General features: G+C 60.0%; 16 protein-coding genes. 12 read left to right on the top strand and 4 right to left on the bottom strand.

Features of this window, described 5'->3' with window-relative positions; genetic code table 11:
• The first annotated feature begins 63 nt into the window (after positions 1–63).
• Together OSH12_RS11695 and acuI are read left to right on the top strand one after the other, a co-directional pair.
• Positions 64–543 carry a VOC family protein gene (locus OSH12_RS11695; RefSeq protein ID WP_266343721.1) on the top strand — a complete coding sequence of 160 codons (480 nt, stop codon included), beginning with the start codon at positions 64–66 and terminating at the stop codon, positions 541–543.
• A 143-nt stretch (positions 544–686) separates the two neighbouring features.
• Positions 687–1,673, top strand: a complete 987-nt coding sequence (acuI, locus tag OSH12_RS11700; protein ID WP_266343722.1) for an acrylyl-CoA reductase (NADPH) — start codon at positions 687–689, stop codon at positions 1,671–1,673.
• Positions 1,674–1,957: 284 nt separating this feature from the next.
• Here acuI and OSH12_RS11705 read toward each other — a convergent pair whose 3' ends face one another.
• Positions 1,958–2,959 carry a helix-turn-helix transcriptional regulator gene (locus OSH12_RS11705; protein WP_266343723.1) on the bottom strand — a complete coding sequence of 334 codons (1,002 nt, stop codon included), beginning with the start codon at positions 2,957–2,959 and terminating at the stop codon, positions 1,958–1,960.
• Between the two features lie 203 nt (positions 2,960–3,162).
• On the opposite strand from OSH12_RS11705, the gene OSH12_RS11710 reads away from it, so the two are divergent.
• From OSH12_RS11710 to OSH12_RS11720, 3 genes are all read left to right on the top strand, one after another.
• Positions 3,163–3,984: an acid phosphatase gene (locus tag OSH12_RS11710; protein WP_266343724.1), complete on the top strand. Its 822-nt coding sequence runs from the start codon at positions 3,163–3,165 to the stop codon at positions 3,982–3,984.
• A gap of 202 nt (positions 3,985–4,186) precedes the next feature.
• Positions 4,187–4,714 (top strand): hypothetical protein, encoded by a 528-nt coding sequence (locus OSH12_RS11715; protein WP_266343903.1) that lies wholly within the window; start codon positions 4,187–4,189, stop codon positions 4,712–4,714.
• On the top strand, positions 4,707–5,942 hold the full coding sequence (locus OSH12_RS11720) for an HlyD family secretion protein (RefSeq protein ID WP_266343725.1): 1,236 nt from the start codon (positions 4,707–4,709) through the stop codon (positions 5,940–5,942). The genes OSH12_RS11715 and OSH12_RS11720 overlap by 8 nt, the downstream gene beginning before the upstream one ends.
• Before the next feature lie 352 nt (positions 5,943–6,294).
• On the opposite strand, the gene OSH12_RS11725 is transcribed toward OSH12_RS11720, so the two are convergent.
• Both OSH12_RS11725 and OSH12_RS11730 read right to left on the bottom strand, forming a co-directional pair.
• On the bottom strand, positions 6,295–6,585 hold the full coding sequence (locus tag OSH12_RS11725) for a hypothetical protein (RefSeq protein ID WP_266343726.1): 291 nt from the start codon (positions 6,583–6,585) through the stop codon (positions 6,295–6,297).
• A 983-nt stretch (positions 6,586–7,568) separates the two neighbouring features.
• A complete protein-coding gene (locus tag OSH12_RS11730) occupies positions 7,569–8,240 on the bottom strand; it encodes a MarR family winged helix-turn-helix transcriptional regulator (protein WP_266343727.1) in 672 nt (223 codons plus the stop codon).
• Between the two features lie 352 nt (positions 8,241–8,592).
• Here OSH12_RS11730 and OSH12_RS11735 point away from each other — a divergent pair, with 352 nt between their 5' ends.
• On the top strand, positions 8,593–9,552 hold the full coding sequence (locus OSH12_RS11735; protein ID WP_266343728.1) for a DUF6492 family protein: 960 nt from the start codon (positions 8,593–8,595) through the stop codon (positions 9,550–9,552).
• 813 nt (positions 9,553–10,365) lie between these two features.
• On the opposite strand, the gene OSH12_RS11740 is transcribed toward OSH12_RS11735, so the two are convergent.
• The gene (locus OSH12_RS11740; protein ID WP_266343729.1) at positions 10,366–10,698 is read right to left on the bottom strand and encodes a hypothetical protein; all 333 of its coding nucleotides are present in this window, start codon (positions 10,696–10,698) and stop codon (positions 10,366–10,368) included.
• A 613-nt stretch (positions 10,699–11,311) separates the two neighbouring features.
• On the opposite strand from OSH12_RS11740, the gene OSH12_RS11745 reads away from it, so the two are divergent.
• From OSH12_RS11745 to OSH12_RS11770, 6 genes are all read left to right on the top strand, one after another.
• Positions 11,312–11,581, top strand: a complete 270-nt coding sequence (locus OSH12_RS11745) for a hypothetical protein (protein ID WP_266343730.1) — start codon at positions 11,312–11,314, stop codon at positions 11,579–11,581.
• 591 nt (positions 11,582–12,172) lie between these two features.
• Positions 12,173–13,126, top strand: a complete 954-nt coding sequence (locus OSH12_RS11750; RefSeq protein WP_266343731.1) for a hypothetical protein — start codon at positions 12,173–12,175, stop codon at positions 13,124–13,126.
• Positions 13,123–13,851, top strand: coding sequence for a glycosyltransferase 87 family protein (locus OSH12_RS11755; protein WP_266343732.1), 729 nt, complete (start codon positions 13,123–13,125; stop codon positions 13,849–13,851). The genes OSH12_RS11750 and OSH12_RS11755 overlap by 4 nt, the downstream gene beginning before the upstream one ends.
• A 105-nt stretch (positions 13,852–13,956) precedes the next feature.
• Positions 13,957–15,327: a glycosyltransferase family 87 protein gene (locus tag OSH12_RS11760; protein WP_266343733.1), complete on the top strand. Its 1,371-nt coding sequence runs from the start codon at positions 13,957–13,959 to the stop codon at positions 15,325–15,327.
• Positions 15,314–16,660 carry a GMC oxidoreductase gene (locus OSH12_RS11765; RefSeq protein WP_266343734.1) on the top strand — a complete coding sequence of 449 codons (1,347 nt, stop codon included), beginning with the start codon at positions 15,314–15,316 and terminating at the stop codon, positions 16,658–16,660. Before OSH12_RS11760 ends, OSH12_RS11765 begins: the two co-directional genes overlap by 14 nt.
• Positions 16,660–17,625, top strand: coding sequence for a Rossmann-fold NAD(P)-binding domain-containing protein (locus OSH12_RS11770; RefSeq protein WP_266343735.1), 966 nt, complete (start codon positions 16,660–16,662; stop codon positions 17,623–17,625). The genes OSH12_RS11765 and OSH12_RS11770 overlap by 1 nt, the downstream gene beginning before the upstream one ends.
• Positions 17,626–17,652: the final 27 nt, after the last annotated feature.

Here is a 17,652-nt window from a genome sequence, read left to right on the forward strand (position 1 = left end):
ACGCCGGATCGCGACAAAGACCCTGTCCGCAAGAGACGGGGCTTTCAGACGGGAGAAACGGGGATGCGCACTTTCACCGAAGGCGGCACGATGCAGGTCGCCTATGTCGTCCGCGATCTCGAAGCGGCGATGAAGCGTCACTGGGACATCTTCAAGATCGGCCCCTGGGACATCTACCAGTTCGAGCCCGGCAAGGTTCAGAACTACATCTATCGCGGCAAACCGGCGACGCACACCTGCCTGATCGCGGTCGCCTGGAGCGGCGACACCCAGCTTGAGCTGATGCAGCCGCTGACCGGCTACAGCATCTATGACGAGCATCTGGAGAAGCACGGCGAAGGCCTGCACCACATCAAGCTGTTCTATGCCGATTGCCAGAAGGCGGTCGAGAACTTCACCCGACAGGGCTATCCGGTGATCCAGAGCGGCCGGATCGACGACGACGAGCACTACTATCTCGATACCGAGAAGGACTTTGGCTACATCGTCGAACTCGGTAATGCCGGCCGCATCCGCGCGGCGGAGCGCACCTACCCGGCTTGAGACCAATGTAAGGGAACGTCCTGCAAGCGCATCGCCGTTCGGGCGACGCGCCGTTTTCTCACGCCCATGTGACAAGGAGCGTCTTGCGGACCGCCTCGTGCCGACCAGATAAGGGAGGCATATCATTGACATCGGAGCGACGCATGACCTTCAAGGCACTCTGGGCGACGAAGACGGGCGACACGGTTTCTGTCGCTCTCTCCAGCCTCGAAGACGATCAGCTCATGGATGGCGACGTCACCGTCGCCGTCGACTATTCGACCGTCAACTACAAGGACGGGATGGCGGTCACCGGGCGCGCGCCGATCATCCGGACATTCCCACTGATCCCCGGCATCGACCTCGCCGGCACCGTCGAAAGCTCCAAAAGTCCCGATTTCAAGCCTGGCGATCGCGTCGTGCTGAACGGCTTCGAGCTGAGCATGTCGCATCATGGCGGCTATGCGCAGCGCGCCCGCGTCCCGGCCGAATGGCTGGTCAAGCTGCCGGATTCGATCTCATCCAAGGATGCGATGGCGATCGGCACCGCCGGCTACACGGCGATGCTGAGCGTGCTGGCGCTGGAGCATGGTGGCATCACGCCGGATCGCGGGCCAGTCCTTGTGACGGGCGCTTCCGGCGGCGTCGGCTCGATCTCGGTGGCGCTGCTGTCGAAGCTCGGCTACCGCGTCATCGCCTCGACCGGCCGCGCGCAGGAGGCGGACTATCTGAAGCGGCTCGGCGCCACGGAGATCCTCGACCGTGCGACGCTCTCGCAGCCGGGCGCGCCGATCGCAGCGCCGAAATGGGCCGGCGCCATCGACAGCTGCGGCGGCCAGACACTCGCCAACGTGCTGGCGCAGACGGATTATCGTGGCACGGTGACGGCCTGCGGCCTCGCCGACAGCATGGACCTGCCCGCCGCGATGCATCCCTTCATCCTGCGCAACGTGACGTTGGCCGGCATCGACTCGGTGAACGCGCCGCAATCCGTCCGCGCCGTCGCCTGGAAGCGGCTGGCGAGCGATCTCGACCTCGCCAAGCTGGAGACCACCGTGCAGGAAGTCGGTCTGGCCGACGTGCCGCAGGTCGCGGTCGATATCCTCGAAGGCAAGGTGCGCGGCCGCACGCTGGTCGACGTCAACCGCTGAACAACGCGCGCCGCCCGTGTTCGCAGGGGCGGCGCACTATCCCTCAGGGCCTTTGCAGAACCCCGCCCTCAACATCCTGAGGAGGCCCGCAGGGCCGTCTCGAAGGACGCAGAGCGGTCGCGCAAACCCAGGTGAGCCCTGCCCTTCCGTCGTGTGTCCTTCGAGACGGCTTTCTTCGAAAGCCTCCTCAGGATGCTGGAGATGGGGTGCTGCAGAACTGCCTTTCGGCGTTGTGCAAAGGCCTCCTCAGGGAGCCAAGCCCTGCCGCTGCCTGAGACAGTCCGCTAGCCAAGGCGTGATTGCTCCCGAAACTGACGCGGCGTCGTACCGGAGATTCGTCGGAAGGCACGGCTGAAATGCGCGGGGTCCGTGTAGCCGGAGGAAAAGGCGACATCGATGATCCTGCAATCGGTGTCGCGCAGAAGCCGGCTCGCATTCTCATACCGGGCCGTATCCAATATGTCCGAATAGGTCAGGCCAAGATGGGCGAGCTTGCGCTGGAGCGTGCGCGGGCTGATGCCGGCGATGTCGGCGACGTCGGCCAGCGCCGTCTTTCCCTCTTCGAGATAAGCCGGCAGCATCAGCTTGAGCGTTGCGACGATGTCGTAGTCGCTGGGACCGTCCTCCTGGCCACGCGGAGGCGCGAACAAGGCGGCCGACCGATTAGGGAGGCTGAGAAGCGTGACCGGCAGGCTGATCCAGGCAGCATGCTGATGGGACACAAACCGCACATTCGGCCAGTGGGATCGAGTCGCCGGCCCCGGTGAGTAGGACGATTCAAACGCGATCGCGGTCGGCATCCAGTCTTGTCCCGCGAATTGCCGGACGATGTAGACCGAGAAGATATTCTGGATCCATTGCGCGTGCTTCAGATGCAGAAGCCCGGTCGTGCCGGCGAGCCGGCTGCAGACCCGCACATGATCCTCGTCCTGCTCAATCCACATGCTCAAAATGGTGTCTTCGCGGGACGCCCAGTAGCAGGCGTGCCGGAGCGCGACGAGAAGCGTCGGCGAATGGGCGATCAGCGCGCGTGTCTTTTCCCTCATGTGGGAGAAATGCAGACGCTGAGCGGCGAGAAAACCGAAATCCTCGATGCCCTGGCTTCTCTGCGCGGTCTCGACGAAGCGCAGCGCCGGCAGGAGCGGCAGGTAGAGATCGCTCTTTTCAGCCAGGGATGTCGGTAGCCGGGACTTGCCCAGAAGCGTTTCCGTCGGCGCCCCGATCTCGTCGAGAATGCTGACGAAGGGCAGCAGGAACTGGCCGCGCGTCAAAGGGATATTTGCCATCGGATCTCGCCGCAACCGGGTTTGATGTTTTTCGCAATGCCGAATCAAGGGAAAGTTCGCGGCCGGCGGGAGCATAGCGGCATGCGCGTGGCGTGAAATGGCAAGACGGTCGAGCCGCTCATGCAGCAGAAGCTCCGCAATGGGACTTGCCTGCTGACGACGCCTTCAGGCGCTGGCAACTTTCGAGAGGAATGGGAATGTCGATGACCGGGACTGTAGTGCGGGCCGCACAGGTTTCCCTGCTGGCGCTGATGGCGCTCTGCGGGCAGGCACAGGCGGGCGACGACCAGCCCAAGGTCACCGACGCGCATTTCACGATCGCGCCCGGCTATCTGAAGCCATCCGATCTTCCCGATAGCCTCGCGCTACTCGGCCCGCCTCCCGGCGCTGGCAGCGCGGCGCTTGCCCGCGATGAAGAGGCGCGCAAGGCGACGCTCACCCTGCGCGGTTCCGACCGGTGGAAGCTGGCCGTTCAGGACGCCGACCTCGTTTTCCCGAGGCCTGCCGACAACTTCTCCTGTGCGCTCGGTGTTCCGATCGACGAGCAGAACACGCCGCATCTCTTTGGCCTCATGAAGAAAATGATGTCGGACGCCGGCCTGTCGACCTATGGCGTCAAGAACAAGTATGAGCGCACCCGGCCCTTCGTTGTGCACAGCGAAGCGACCTGCACGCCGGATCAGGAGCCGATCCTGCATGACGACGGCTCCTATCCCTCCGGCCACACGGCCGCCGGCTGGGCCTGGGCGCTGACTCTCTCCGAGATCGCGCCCGATCGCGCCAATGAACTCCTCGCCCGCGGCATCGCCTTCGGACAGAGCCGGGTAATGTGCGACGCGCATTGGCAGAGCGATGTCGATGGCGGACGGATCATGGGTGCCGCGACGGTTGCGAAACTGCACACCGATCCGGTCTTCCTCGAGGATCTTCGCGCGGCTCGCGGCGAAGTCGAGGCGGCGCGCGCCAAGGGGCTGAAGCCGACGCAGGATTGCTCTGCCGAAGCGGCGGCACTCGCACTGCAATGATCATGGCCCTGCGACCCGCTCCCGCCGCACGGTAGGGGCGGACTTTCCGGTGCCGCCACGCCCTGTGCCTGGCGGGCGTTCACCGGGTCAAACCAAGACTTGAATGACGCACAGGCGCGACGCTTCGCGAGCGCCTGATTGCTGCTGCTTGGAGACCGTGTGGTCGTCTCACTCCCAAGCCGAGCCTGAGGAGGCAATCTCGTTGGACGGAAAAATTCATCCGATTGCGATCGAACACCTGCCGTTCTTTATCACCGCGCCCGGGCAGAGCGACATCCTCTTCAACGGGATGGTCGTCTTCATGCTCGTGACGATCCTCGTCGTCACCAATCTCTACTTCCAGCTCCATGCCGTCCCGGAGCGCCTGGCGCATCGGGCCAATGTGGTTCAATTGGAACTCGTCGGCGTCCTGGCGCTGATTTCGCTCTTCACCCACAATCACATGTTCTGGATTGCCGGCCTGCTGCTGGCCCTGATCCGTTTTCCGGATTTCTCCACGCCGATGGCGTCGATCGCCGGGTCTCTCGAAAAGCTCGCTGAACAACGCGACAGCGGCGCGGAGGGCCTGGCCAGGTCGGCCGGCCCGACACTCGCCGTCATGGCGACAACTTCCCCCGAGCCTGCCGATTTGCCAGCCGGAGATCCGCTTCCCAATCACGCCGCGCATGCACCATCGCCCCAAGCGGCGACGCGCCTCCCGACGCCGAGAGGGGAATTGAGCGATGTTTGAGCTGCTGCTTTGCTCGATGCTGACAATCTTTCCTGACTATCTCGTTCGCCGCTATGGCCAGGGCAAGCGGATCGGTCGCGAGATCACCCTGTATTCGGTCTGGTACGAGTTGCGCTGGGGCATCAGCGCCTGCCTGATCCTGACCATCTCGCTGATCACGCTGATTTTCTATTTCCACCCTTCGACCAAGAACGTCACCGCCGTATTCCGGACCGTCTCGATCCTTCCCGAAAGCGGCGGCCGGGTTGCAAAGGTGTTTGTCGGCTTCAACCAGAAGGTCGAGGCAGGAGAGCCGCTGTTCCAGCTCGATAGTTCGGTACAGGCGGCGGCCCTCGAGGCGGCGCAGCGCCGGATCGCGGAAATCGATGCCCAGGTGATCGTGTCGAAGACCCAGTTGGCGGCCGCGGACGGCACGATAAAGCAGGCGGAAGATGCCCTTCAGCAAGCCCAGGATGAGCTGGATACCAAGCAGGAGCTGATGCGGCGCAACGCGAATGTCGTTGCCGTGCGCGAGATCCAGCGCCTGCAGGTCACGCTTGACGGCCAGAAGGGCGCGCTCGATGCGGCGAGGGCCAACAAGCAGACGCTCGAGGCGCAGATCTCAAATCTCCTGCCGGCTCAACGAGCCAGCACCGAGGCCGCGCTTGCCCAGGCGCAGGTCGAGGTCGACAAGACGCTGGTGCGCGCCGGCGTCGCCGGGACGCTGCAGCAATTCACGCTGCGGCCGGGCGATGTCGTCAATCCGATGGTTCGGCCGGCGGGCATTCTCGTGCCGTCCGACGCTGGACGGGTCGCCCTCGTCGCCGGCTTCGGGCAGATCGCCACCCCGGTAATCAAGGTCGGCATGATCGCGGAGGCGACCTGCATCGGCAAACCCTTCACGATCATCCCGATGGTGGTGACGCAGGTGCAGGACGTCGTGGCCTCTGGCCAGTTTCGTCCGACGGATCAGCTGGTCGATGTCCAGCAACTGGGGCAGCCCGGATCGATCACCGTCTATCTGGAGCCGCTCTATGCCGGGCAGCTGGAAGGCGTCCCGCCAGGCGGAAGCTGCATCGCCAACGCCTATACCAACAACCGCGAGGCGCTTGAGGCGAAGGACATCGGCACCGGGAACCGGCTGTTTCTCCATGTCGTCGACACGGTCGGGCTGGTACACGCCATGATCCTGCGGATGCAGGCCATGCTCCTTCCCGTGCAGACGCTGGTCCTCAGCGGGGGGCATTGAGCCCCCGCCTAGGTCGCGATCAAGAACGCCGTTACCCCTGAATGCCCCTCCCCGGCGGCGTCGAATGCCGTCCACAGAGATCGAACTCTGGGCAGCCCTCGTTCGAGGCAGAGGAACACCGGCAGCGGCGCACCGGCTTGGCGCTTAGCAGGCAGGAACGGCGGGCATAGGGTGTCACCTTGCCGGAAGGCAGTGATGACTTCCCAAAGGCTCGCCCAAGGTTTGCAGCGTTCCGAGCTAGAGGCCCTGACGCGTCGTCGAGCGTGAATCAAGGCGACTTCGCAGGCTCACCGCGCGATAAGGCTCGTGCGCCCGCTGAAGCCGCACGATCGAAACGTCACCGAGTTTTACTCTAGACGGCGGGCACAATCGCCGCGCTCAGTCCCTCCCTCGACAATATCTCAGGCGATGGGGCCTGAACGGGCCTCGCCTTGAACCATTCCAGCTCCTGCTCAAGTACCGAAATGAACACGGCCAACCAGCCCGACCCATACTCGCGAAATGCACTTTCGGGAATGTCATGCTCGATCATCGAACGACGTATTGTAGTCTCGGGGCCGCGCAGATCCCTTTTCGCCAGATCCGAAAGCTTCGCGTCGAGCTTGTGAATTCCATCACCTACCAGAACGTCGATCTTTCCCATCTTTAGATATAGATTCCGGCACGGCTTCGTTGACGCCCCCTCGGCGGAAGTTCGCGTCTATTGTCAACAAACATAGCAAAACAACCATCCCGAGCCCCATTTGAAAATATTCTATTCGTTAAATATAAATAATTCACAGGAGGTTAAGTTGCTCAAACGATCAAATATTGAACGGCTCGTCCATGCACTGGAGTCTGGCTACGTTTCCGTTGAAGGCGAGAAGATCAGCTTCGATATGGGTACCGACACAGGGTGTAGAGACGTCAGCGCAGCGATACCAAACGCCGACAACCCCATCCACGTGGGCTGCCCCTTCTGCCATCACAGGGCATATCGCCCTGTCGCGAATGTGCGGCGCCTCCGGTTGACTGCAGCTCAAGCACGGAGAACGCCCACCGCAATTGCCTTGAATGGTTGATTGCCGACATTGGCAGCATGCGACTTAGGGGGGGGCATGGGTGCCTGCAGTATGCGCCCTCAAAACTAAGCGCCTCTAATCTCAGACAATGCGAGCGCTAGCTACCCTCCCCGTCAGGCTGGATCCAATCGGTGGGAGGATGGCCGAATGGCATATCCGCACCACTTGAAATCCGATGACCACCCTTGATCACCTCATTCGGGCGCCCCTGCAAGTCTACGATTGTCGCCTCCATCTCGGCGTGCTGATCTTCTTTCTGATCTCGCAGACTGCGAGGATCGCGCATCCATGGCCGCTCAGGCGCCTGCTCGAAGCCGGTGAGGTTCAACGGCTCCAAGCCCCCACACAGATGAGCGCTCCGCTACCGCCCGCGATGCCTGGCTACCAGACACAGGAAGAACTCCCCACCCATCTCACGGGACACAGCATGCCAATTTGAGCGTCAGATGCGGCACTCGACCAGGTGACGCTGGGCATATCCCCGCCCATTGCGCATCCTCACGTACCAGTCGATCCAGAACGCCCGACACTGCCGCACCAAAAGGCACCGCGCAAACACAAGAGCCTACACAGGACATATAGACTCAACGCCTCGATCGCCGGTCGAGCTCCCACCGAGAACTACGGAGCCTCCGCGCCGGCGGCTGCTCACTTCCGGCGGCGGCCGATCTGTTACATCGATCGTCGATCGCGCTTTTCGCGCAAGCTCTGCGATGCGATCGAGATACATTGTAACCGCCACGAGATCCCTTACTGTCATTGAGAGAAGGGACACATCGCGATCGATCTGCATTGCACGAACGGCTGTCATCAGCCCCCAACCTTGGAGGGCACAATCGTCACAATATGCCGGCCCGTCGCCGGGGTACCTTGACCGCGTTACATAGCCCTTTGCCTCAAGACGGTCGATAAGCTTGGTAGCCTTGGACTTGCTGCCGAAGAGTGCGGCGATATCCTGCTGGCCAATAGGCCCATCACTCTGGACAAGAAAGCTCAGGCATTGAAACTCCGCGTCTTCCAGGCCCTGCCGTTGACCCGCCAAAAGATTGGTCGCACCGATCTCGGAAAGCGCTTTAGCCAAGTAACGTGACACGATCGCAAGCCGTCGCGAGCCACCGTTCATCATTGCCTGATACTCTTCGAAACGGCCGGCATCTACAAAGCAACCATCACTAACAGCCGCTACCAAATCATCGTCCAGATAACGGCGTTCGTTGCGGACAAGCGCGGCCCACACGAGTGCCCGCGGCCCACCCCGACTCCCCGCCACATTGTCCCCAATGGCGCAACATTTTCAACCTAGGATTACGAGCAATCCACGAATACAACAATTCAGAATCGCGGATATTCGAACGCTAAATCTGCGGGTTCCTCGGAGCCTTCAGGCGGAACGAACTCCGAGCCGCAATTGAACGATCCGGAAGGCAGACATCTGTCTCTACCTGTTCGGCGGGCGATGAGTTCAACGCGGTGGCTGTGGAACAGGAAGGTACCCACTTCACCGCTGAAAACGACTTCACGCCGCCGGAGATGACACGCGCGCAATCTAGTGGTTGAATTCAAGAAGACACAACTTGGAAATGGTGTGAATGGTTAGCTTTTCGATTTGCATGCCATTGAAAATCGGCACCCACTCCTATTCGGACTTGGACCGCCTACTAAGTCTCGCCCTCCCGTCGATGCATCGGTTCCTAAACCCGGCGTGGGTAAATGAAATTGTCTTGATCTCACCCAAAGGAGATATCAAGGCAATTAAGCGCGCTCTCAGGCATGAAAGAGTCTTCAAGTTCAGAATTCTCGACGAGGACAGCCAGTTCACATCCGGATACAGTCAAAGTGGCTGGACCAAACAACAGATCCTAAAGCTTTCAGCAGGAAGATATATCGATGATGAGTGGATACTCACCCTAGATTCCGATGTAATAATAACAAGACAAATAAATGAGTCAGACCTCTTTGTTGGAAATCGAGCGATACCACACCTCGAGCAACAAAAAAATCATTGGGGTTGGTGGAAAGCCAGCATGGAATTGCTCAACACCCCCGCCATTGTGACCCAGGACGATGCTGTACTCGGCGTTACCCCTCAGTTTCTTCACGGCCCGACCCTTCGAAGCCTAACCGAGGAGCTAGACTTAGCAGCCGGCACCGACAACTGGCAGATATACCTTATGAAGAATCGCCCTGATTGGGCAGACAATAGCTGGACGGAATACAGTCTGTACTGGTGCTATGTCCTTAAGAACCAGCTGCAGGACAAACTGTACTCGAATGCAAAAAACACCCTATACGCCATGGGCGAAAGCATATGGCTAAAAGATCACTGGGAAAGAATTCACGACGGCCGCCTTGATCGGCTGTTTTCTCCGACCAGCGAGCACGTTTTTCTCCTCGTACAGAGCAATATAGACATCCCTCTGAAAGACATCATTGAAGTCTTCGGTCCAAGAATATTAGAAGGCCAGCCTCCCGGTCTCAGCCGTCGCCGGAAGCTGCCCTTCAGTCCGGCCGCGGCTTGGCGTTGGCTACTCTCCAACCGGAAGAAGTGAGGACAGAGCCCGCATCGCCGCCCTGACGATGGCCGGCTGGTCACGGTCGCCCCGGCAGCGAATTCCGAGCCTGAATTACTCCCCGCGCCACGAGCGGAGATGGCCAGAGAATCAGGCCCGTCAGCAGACGAAGGCTCGCCTCACGCGGAGACTGGTCCTGCAGGCGGGAACCTTCGGGTCGCCCCTGGCTGCCTCGACGTCACCACCTATAGGCTGCAGTGTCGCACAACTCACCCTATCGTAGAACCATCGACCTACGGAGCCTCCGGAGTGCATTACAGTCGCAGCGATGGCACGCTTCTGATCACAGCCACGCTTGCTGTCGTCATGGCTGTATATGCAATTCCGATATGGAATTATGTCGCTAACTCCATTGGGCCCGATGTGGTGGCCTCTGGCGATCTGTACCAGCAAGGGTGGGCGTTCGATGCCGCATCGACCGGCACGAGCCTGTCGACGGACTACATAGCGGAATACATGCGTCGAGCGATAATGCCACTAGGCTTTGTCGCGGCAGTAGATTTCGCCGCGACTTGGTTCGCCCCACTCAAGATATTTCAGCTCACGTCACTGCCCACCGCATTCAGTTCAATTTCACTCATATTTCTCTGCACCCCCGCAATATCGACAACACTGGTCGCAATATGTAGCGTTGTTATAGCCATATCAATTGAGCCGATCCTTGACTTAGCATCGTCCGGCCTGCCGAGATCCTTGGGAGGCACACTGATTTGCCTGGGGATGCTCGGGGTCCTGTCAAGGAAAATCGCCTTAATCTTGCTAGCAGCCCTCCTAGCTAGCCTGTTTTACTATTCAGCAATGGCGCTCATCCTCGTTTTCGCGGCGATGCAGCTTGCGGATGGCCGAATTCACCAAGTCCCGGCGAGCAGAGCGACTCTTCGTCAAATCGCGATACCGACCAGTCTCATCATGCTTGCCGTGTTGATTGCGATTTTCAGCGTTCGGCGCGGCGGCGCCTATGGTCCGCTCGTCATGGCGGGAGACCCGATCTGGCCAGAGGCCGATTATGGCGGTCGGTTCAATGAGGACGAAGTCTTCGGATACCGGCAGTTCGGGCAGGATGCATACTCCGTAGCAACCTGGGCAATGATCGGCGTGGACCGCATCAGGTGTTTTTTTCAACATGCCCCTGCACGTCAGAGAAGCGCTACCAATTATTGCCTTTTCTGCAATAGGCGCGTGGAACATCAAGGCAGCGATACAGGGGAACGCAGCGTCCAGAGCCTTGCTGATGATCGCATCATCAGCCGTGCTTGTTTACATCCTGGCCTATGCTGCCCTTCCCTATCTCTATGTACCCGGACGGTTCCTATATCTCGTGGCACCCCCCCCTGGCTGCGATAGCCTTGCCTTATACAGCCTGGGCCGCATTCCGATGGAAACGAACCTCCTGCTTGGTTGCCACGGCGTTGGTGGCTGCGCTTCTCGGCGGCATGCCGGAGCAGCGCGCCCCCATAGGCCCGGATAGGAAAGAGCTATTTGCTTTCCTATCATCCCTGCCAACCACCACGATCATCGCGGGCTGGCCCCGAAGCGTCGTGGAAGAGATACCGCTGATGGCCCGACGACGAATCGTCGTCGGCGAAGAAATGAGCCTCGCGTGGCATCGGGACTACATGAAAGAGATGCGCCAACGGACATCGGATGTCCTTGCGGCATGGCTGTCTATCGACGGCCCCCCTGGATCCGACTGCAGCGAGACTATGGAACCACCCATGTCGTCGTCGACAGGAAAAGAATGCTGGGGGAGCTTTCCTATTTTCGACCCTATGATCGATTCACAGAGGATGCCCTCTCGAAACTGCCGGTCGAACACAGGCATCAAGCCGAACCCGCACTGCCTTCCGGATCGGAAATCGCCTTCGAAAATGCGACCTTCAAGGTCTGGGCGCTGCCAAAACTCCTGCCTTTCGGCATCAGCCTCGGCGAGACCACGACGTCGACGGGTTTGGCGAAACTCGCTCCGCATCGGCAGAAGATTGGGCTGTGCTCCCGTTCGGATTGTTGACGCAGCATAGTCTCAGGCCGATGGCGGGGATGCAGCGGCCAGCCGGCCGCGAACGGGAGGCGTCGCCGCCGGCTGGCCGCTGTCATAGCAGGAACGGCGGACACGCACCCGCCGCCGGCGGGACACATGATAGGGCCCAGGGCCGCGCCGCCCTTGACGTGCCCGCGCCCGGCGGACCGGCCCGTGGTCGCGAACCATCCAGCGCACGGACCGCCGGCCCCGGCGCCCCTGCCGATCCGGTCGGCGGAGCCGCCGCCCCCTGATCCTGACCTTGAGGAATGCAAGACGAGGATCGACCCGGGCCAACCCTCCGGCTGGCTAGCCATGTCGTGACCAGCACAGTACCCGAGCCGCCGGATGCCAGACGGTTGCATCGCGTAAACCAGCTTAAGAAGAAAGGAAACCTTAGTTACTATCTAGGACCGAACCGCGATTCCATTTCCCTAGGGAATCAGGCCAATTTTACTCAGGTCCCCGGCCAAGAATTCATCGCTTGCTTGAATCTTGAAAGTCGGTCTAGATAGTTCAAAACATGAATCAATTCCGCTGCATTCACCGCCCTCGACATCGTGAGCGAAAGTCGAACTGGACATGACGGAACCGAGCCTCGCCATCGTCATTCGAACCGCCGGGGAGCGCACGGTCAGCGCGTGCCATGAACTCATCGCACGGCAGGCGCTCGGGATTCCGATCGAGATCGTCTCAGAACGCCCCTTCGAAGCTGCGCTCGCCAAGACGTACGAGATTGGCCTTGATCTCAGCCGGGATTGGACGATGACGCTGGACGGCGACGTGCTGCTCCGCAAGGGAGCCCTTGGCGCCCTCATCGAAGCCGCGGCCACCGTTCCCGACCACTATGCCCAGATTGAAGGCCGGATATTCGACAAGCTGCTCGGCACCTATCGCCATGCCGGCCACCGCCTCTACCGAACCCGGCTTCTGGAAAAGGCGAGAGCATTCATTCCCAGGCCGGGAGACGAGATTCGCCCTGAATTCAGCACGCTCCGCAAGCTCGCCCTGAGCGGCTTCCCCTCCCGGCGCATCGGGGCCGTGGTCGGCATCCATGACTTCGAGCAATACTATGGCGACCTCTTGCGGAAATCATTCGTGCACGGCAACAAGCACCGTGAATTTGCTCGGACCTTCATCGAGAGAGCCCGCTCCCACGTTGCCGATGATGCCGACTACCTGGTGCTGCTGCGCGGATACTGGAAAGGGCTGGACAATACGGATCCTGTCCATATTGACCGGGCCAGCATAAAGGACACCGAAGCGATACTCAGCGCCATGGGACTGACAGAAAAAGATACGGTAGCGTCGGGCATCCTGGACTTCGACTTCATTGAAGCCGTGCTGGCCGGGACGGCCTTGCCGGACGACCGATACCCCTATGACCTGCATGTGAATGGGGAATGGGGACCGGAAGGCGCCAATGCCTTCTCATCCCCGCCCCCGCACGAAAAGGGGCAACTCGCCGGGCTCCTCGAACGATTGACGGCACGCCTCAGAAGCGGCAGCCGAAAATCGATCGGAAAAGCACAATGACACGCATTTCCAAGCCCCCCCCAATCCTCGAAGCTCGGAAACACGCCACACTAGCAGCCTCATGGTGGCCGCTGCCGATCGCGCTGACACTCAGCGTAATTTTCTGGAATATCTCGGCACCCAGTCGTCTATTTTCCGACTATCTCAAGGCTTACTACCCCGCTGGACGCTCCCTATGGAGCACAGATTACAACCTTGAGGAGCTCTATCAATCCGTAACGTTTGTAAACATCCCCATATTTTCTATCGTCTTGACACCATTCTCAGCGATCACCCCTCCCGCAATGGCCGCAGCAGCCTTCCTTGCAGCCGGCATATTGGCCACGGTCATAGCCACATGGATGCTTTGCAGCTTTGCCAAGCATCGTCGCCCCATTCAATTAGCCACCATCATCACGCTGGTGCTCGTCAATGGACCGCTAATCTATTCACTGCGAGAAGGCAATACGACACACTTTTTACTATTGATCTTTGCAGTATACATAGCATCTACGGGAAATCGCTCAAGCTACACAGGAGGCTTTATTGTCCGCGTCGCATCTCTTATCAAACTCCCGTTGATCCCTGCCGCCCCCCAGAGGCGGCGATTTCGTTCTTTCGGGGGAATTGATTTCAAGGAGTCTAGCATCATGCACGCTCCTTGGCGCAGTACTGCTGCTGGCCGGTCTTTTGTGGGGCAGCACGCGATACAGACCGGAGACAGTATCGCCAAAAAGCACGGCTAAATCCCCCCTCGGTCGCCGCCCCCCCCCCTCGACACCTCAAAGAATGACAAGCGTTCGATCTTAGTTTCACCGATGAATAAATCTAGCTAAACTCAGGCGACAGACATGGCGAATGGATTGCGAACTAAGATACTTGCTACAAGTCGGCAGCCACCGACACCGGGACATCATATTCCAGCCTTTCGCGGCCAGTTGATCCTGTTTCTTCTATTCAGTTCGATTGTAATAAACTGTGCAATATATGCCGTCGCCCCTGTTGGATTTAACAACAACACGTTAATTCATACGTGGGACACACTAAATTTAAGAAATATCTACGATGACTCCTGGGGCGTCATGAGACAAGCCCTTGACTACCTTACAGGACACGCACCACTGGGTAGCAACACACCCGTATACAGCAAGATATTTTTCGAAATCGGCAGGAAATTCCAATATCCCCTCTCGGCATTAATTCCTTTTTACATTCTGGAGAATCACCTAGATCTAGCTTCGGCGATATTTTTCACATTGATGGTCGTCGCTCTAGTTCTTACAGTCGAGATATTCTGGCGACAGAAAGGCCTACCCGTAGGAAGCGTCTATGACATCGGCCTACGCTCTGTTGCAACAGTTGTTGCCGCGTTCACTTTCTATCCATTGGTCAAAGCCTTCACTCTAGGACAGATTCAGGTTTGGCTAAACTCGCTCTTCGCAATCAGCGTTCTGGCATGGATCTGCGGACGAAGGGGGATAGCAGGCGCGTTACTTGGCCTGTTTGTGCTGGTCAAGCCTCATTTTGGTTTGTTCTTGCTATGGGGCATCGTACGGCGTGAATGGCGCTTTGTAGTCGCCTGCATGGCGGTCTGCATTGTCGGATTAGGCGCCTCTTTGGTAATCTTTGGATGGAGGAACAATATCGATTACCTTAACGTACTTTCTTATATTTCATCAACGCCGGAATCGTTCTACCCAAACAACTCTCTCGGAGCGCTCCTCAATCGGTTCATAGGGCGGGGGCGACCGGACATTTATGATAATATTAACTCAGACCTATTCTTCCCGCCTTACAATGCTTGGGTCCACGCGATATCTACAATTGGCGCGCTGGTGATCCTGGTCCCCGCCATTTTCATTCCATTGAGTTCACGGGATCAGCATGGCATCGAGGGATATTGTTTGATGGCCGTGAGCTGCGTGGTCGCCTCCCCCATTGCATGGGAGCATCATTATGGCGTGCTCTTTCCGGTCTTCATCCTTGTGTATATCCGCTTGCTGGCGGCCGGAGGGAGAGGCATCGCAGCGCTTGGAGTTCTTTATATTCTAGCAAGCAACCACCTTCAATTCCTGAACCTGCTTGCCGATTCCCCGTTTAATTTCGTGCAAAACTATCTGTGGTTCTCAGGTCTCGGTCTGCTGCTTTTCCTCTATGGTCTGTTGCCGCCAGGAAAGCCGGCGAGCCGCAACGCGTTCGCAGGCCACCATGATCGTGCATGACGGGCAGCGGCGCCCCGAGGCCCATCGGCCGACCGTTGTCTTCGGCTCCGGCTTCGCCAGCCGCGAAGTCGTTCGCGGCCTAGTCGCCGCGGGGCGCCCGGTCGTCGTCGTCGAACGCGGCGGTCGGGAAATCGGGACAGCTGACGCGGCCCTGTCGCAAGTCGCCTTCCGCCGGGAAGCCGTACGAAGCGGAGGATTCGACTTCGGCGCTCAGGTTCCGCCGGACTTCGACGGGGTTCCGCGCTTTGTCGGCCTCGGCGGCACGGCATCGCTCTGGTCCGGCAAGTGGCGCGCCCTTGATGAAATCGACATGCGTCGTCGACACGACGACCGACAATGGCCCTTCTCCCTGGATGAGCTGGAGGCGAGCCTGGCAGCGGTAGCCTGCGCCTACGGCATTCCGTCCTGGTCGAGCGATGCGACACTCGAAGACTGGCGAACCGAGGTCGAAGCCCACGACTTGCGGCTCATCGAGATCTTCGAGCAACGTCCGCCCGTCCGGCTGATCGATCAATGGAACGAACTCGAGCGAAGCGGCCTCGTCCATATCGTCGCCGAGGCCGGCCTGATCGGCGTGGCACACACAGGGAGCGAGGTGCACCGATTGGACCTAGAGACCCCGCAGGGGCGACTGGCGATCGAGCCGCGGGATGTGGTGGTCGCCTGCGGCGGCATCGAGTCTGTTGCCTTGAGTGAGCATTTGCGCACGGGCAAGCGAGGCGACGGAGCCCGATTCGGCGGATACATGGACCACCCGAAGGGCATCGTCGGCCAGCTCGAAGCGCGACGCGGTCGCGACCGCCTTGCCCACCTGATGACGCTGCGCGGGCAGGCTTCACGCTTGATCGCCTTCGCTTTGCCTGCGGACGAAATCGAGCGAGACGGAATCGGCAACCATACCGCGTTCCTGTGGCCGGCCGGCCATGACGGCTCTGGATCCGGCTGGCAGATCATCATCAACCTCGAGCAGTTCCCCGAGCGCGAGAACTTCATCAGGCTCGGCGCTCGCAGCGAGGTCAGCTGGCGCATCTCGCGCGCCACCTGGCAGGACATGAACCGCTTCCTGGAACGCTTGTCGAAGCGGCTTTCGGGCCTGCTGGGTCCCGTCCGCCTGGAGAGCGGCATACAGTTGCGCGGCGCCAGCCATCCGGCCGGCTGCCTGCCGATGGGAGACGGAAGCGCGCGGCAGGTCGATGCCGCCGGCAGGGTGGCAGGATGCGACAACGTCTATTGCGCGTCGTCTGCGGTTTTTCCGGTCGCCGGATCCGCCAATCCCACATGGACCGTCGCGGCGCTGGGTCATCGCCTCGCCGCGCATCTCGGGAGAGCCTGATGCAGCGTCCGGATTCGAGAATCCTGATTGCCGGCGCGGCCTGGCGTGTCTGGCGGTTCATCGTTCCCGCATTGCTGGCGGCTGGGTACCTGCGCGAGTCCGTTACGATCCTGCGCCGCTCCACAGAGGCCGAGCTACACCCTGGCTTGGAAGGGATCCGCGTTGTCACTAGCCTCGACGCGCTGGAAGGCGAGCGCTTCGACATGACAATGAACTGCACGGCGGCAGCTGCCATGCTCGACGTCCAGGAAGGCCTTGTCCGACGCTTCCCGCATGCGCGGCATTTCTGCGATACGCCAACCTTTAGCGATCCCGCCGACGCCGTCCGGGCCCTCCGCCTCGGGCTGAAGCGCATGCACTCGCTCGAAGACTGGCCGCTCATGCCCAATCTCGCCTACTTCGCCGCGCGCATGCGCAAATCACGCAACAGGGCGGAGCTGCGGATCGAGCACTTTGGTATTCTCACCCACTTCCTCTCGCTCTACCGAACCATCCACGGCGACTGGCATCCATTCTCGCGGGGGCTCGTTCGCAGCGAAGGGCTAGTAAGCGCCTCCCCCGCGCGGGGGCGGTCGGTGTTGTTTCGCTACCGAAAGAACCTGCCTCTCGCCAAATTGGCACTGCAGACCACCGACTGCCTGCTCGAGGACTTCCACGAAGTCGAGCCTTCGCCTCACAATGACCCCGAAGTATTCTATCGCGTCGCGACCGAAGGGCAGGTCAGCTATCTTCAAGGGGCCACTACGATCAGCAGCACACCGATTGAAGCCGTCTGGATCCGGTCATTTGAGCCATTCTCGGATCGCAAGAATGTGCACGAACTCGACAAGTTCATCGGGCTCGTACGCCTCTTCCGCGCAATCGCCGCCGGCGGCGCCGCCCGACCCTACGGCTACCTTGCCTCAGTGCGGGACAATCTCACCAGCCTAAAACTCTCCAGCGGCGAGAGGAGTCTTCTCCTTTGAAGTCCATATTCGGATCGCACCGGGCGC

It is taken from the genome of Kaistia terrae, assembly GCF_026344005.1.
GTDB classification, from domain to species: domain Bacteria; phylum Pseudomonadota; class Alphaproteobacteria; order Rhizobiales; family Kaistiaceae; genus Kaistia; species Kaistia terrae.

Coding starts and splice junctions, on each gene's coding strand:
- OSH12_RS11735 (WP_266343728.1), top strand. CDS start 8,593: ATGGTTAGCTTTTCGATTTGCATGCCATTGAAAATCGGCACCCACTCC.
- OSH12_RS11770 (WP_266343735.1), top strand. CDS start 16,660: ATGCAGCGTCCGGATTCGAGAATCCTGATTGCCGGCGCGGCCTGGCGT.
- OSH12_RS11725 (WP_266343726.1), bottom strand. CDS start 6,585: ATGGGAAAGATCGACGTTCTGGTAGGTGATGGAATTCACAAGCTCGAC.
- OSH12_RS11740 (WP_266343729.1), bottom strand. CDS start 10,698: ATGTTGAAAAAAACACCTGATGCGGTCCACGCCGATCATTGCCCAGGT.
- OSH12_RS11745 (WP_266343730.1), top strand. CDS start 11,312: ATGCTGGGGGAGCTTTCCTATTTTCGACCCTATGATCGATTCACAGAG.
- OSH12_RS11750 (WP_266343731.1), top strand. CDS start 12,173: ATGACGGAACCGAGCCTCGCCATCGTCATTCGAACCGCCGGGGAGCGC.
- OSH12_RS11755 (WP_266343732.1), top strand. CDS start 13,123: ATGACACGCATTTCCAAGCCCCCCCCAATCCTCGAAGCTCGGAAACAC.
- acuI (WP_266343722.1), top strand. CDS start 687: ATGACCTTCAAGGCACTCTGGGCGACGAAGACGGGCGACACGGTTTCT.
- OSH12_RS11695 (WP_266343721.1), top strand. CDS start 64: ATGCGCACTTTCACCGAAGGCGGCACGATGCAGGTCGCCTATGTCGTC.
- OSH12_RS11705 (WP_266343723.1), bottom strand. CDS start 2,959: ATGGCAAATATCCCTTTGACGCGCGGCCAGTTCCTGCTGCCCTTCGTC.
- OSH12_RS11765 (WP_266343734.1), top strand. CDS start 15,314: ATGATCGTGCATGACGGGCAGCGGCGCCCCGAGGCCCATCGGCCGACC.
- OSH12_RS11710 (WP_266343724.1), top strand. CDS start 3,163: ATGACCGGGACTGTAGTGCGGGCCGCACAGGTTTCCCTGCTGGCGCTG.
- OSH12_RS11760 (WP_266343733.1), top strand. CDS start 13,957: ATGGCGAATGGATTGCGAACTAAGATACTTGCTACAAGTCGGCAGCCA.
- OSH12_RS11720 (WP_266343725.1), top strand. CDS start 4,707: ATGTTTGAGCTGCTGCTTTGCTCGATGCTGACAATCTTTCCTGACTAT.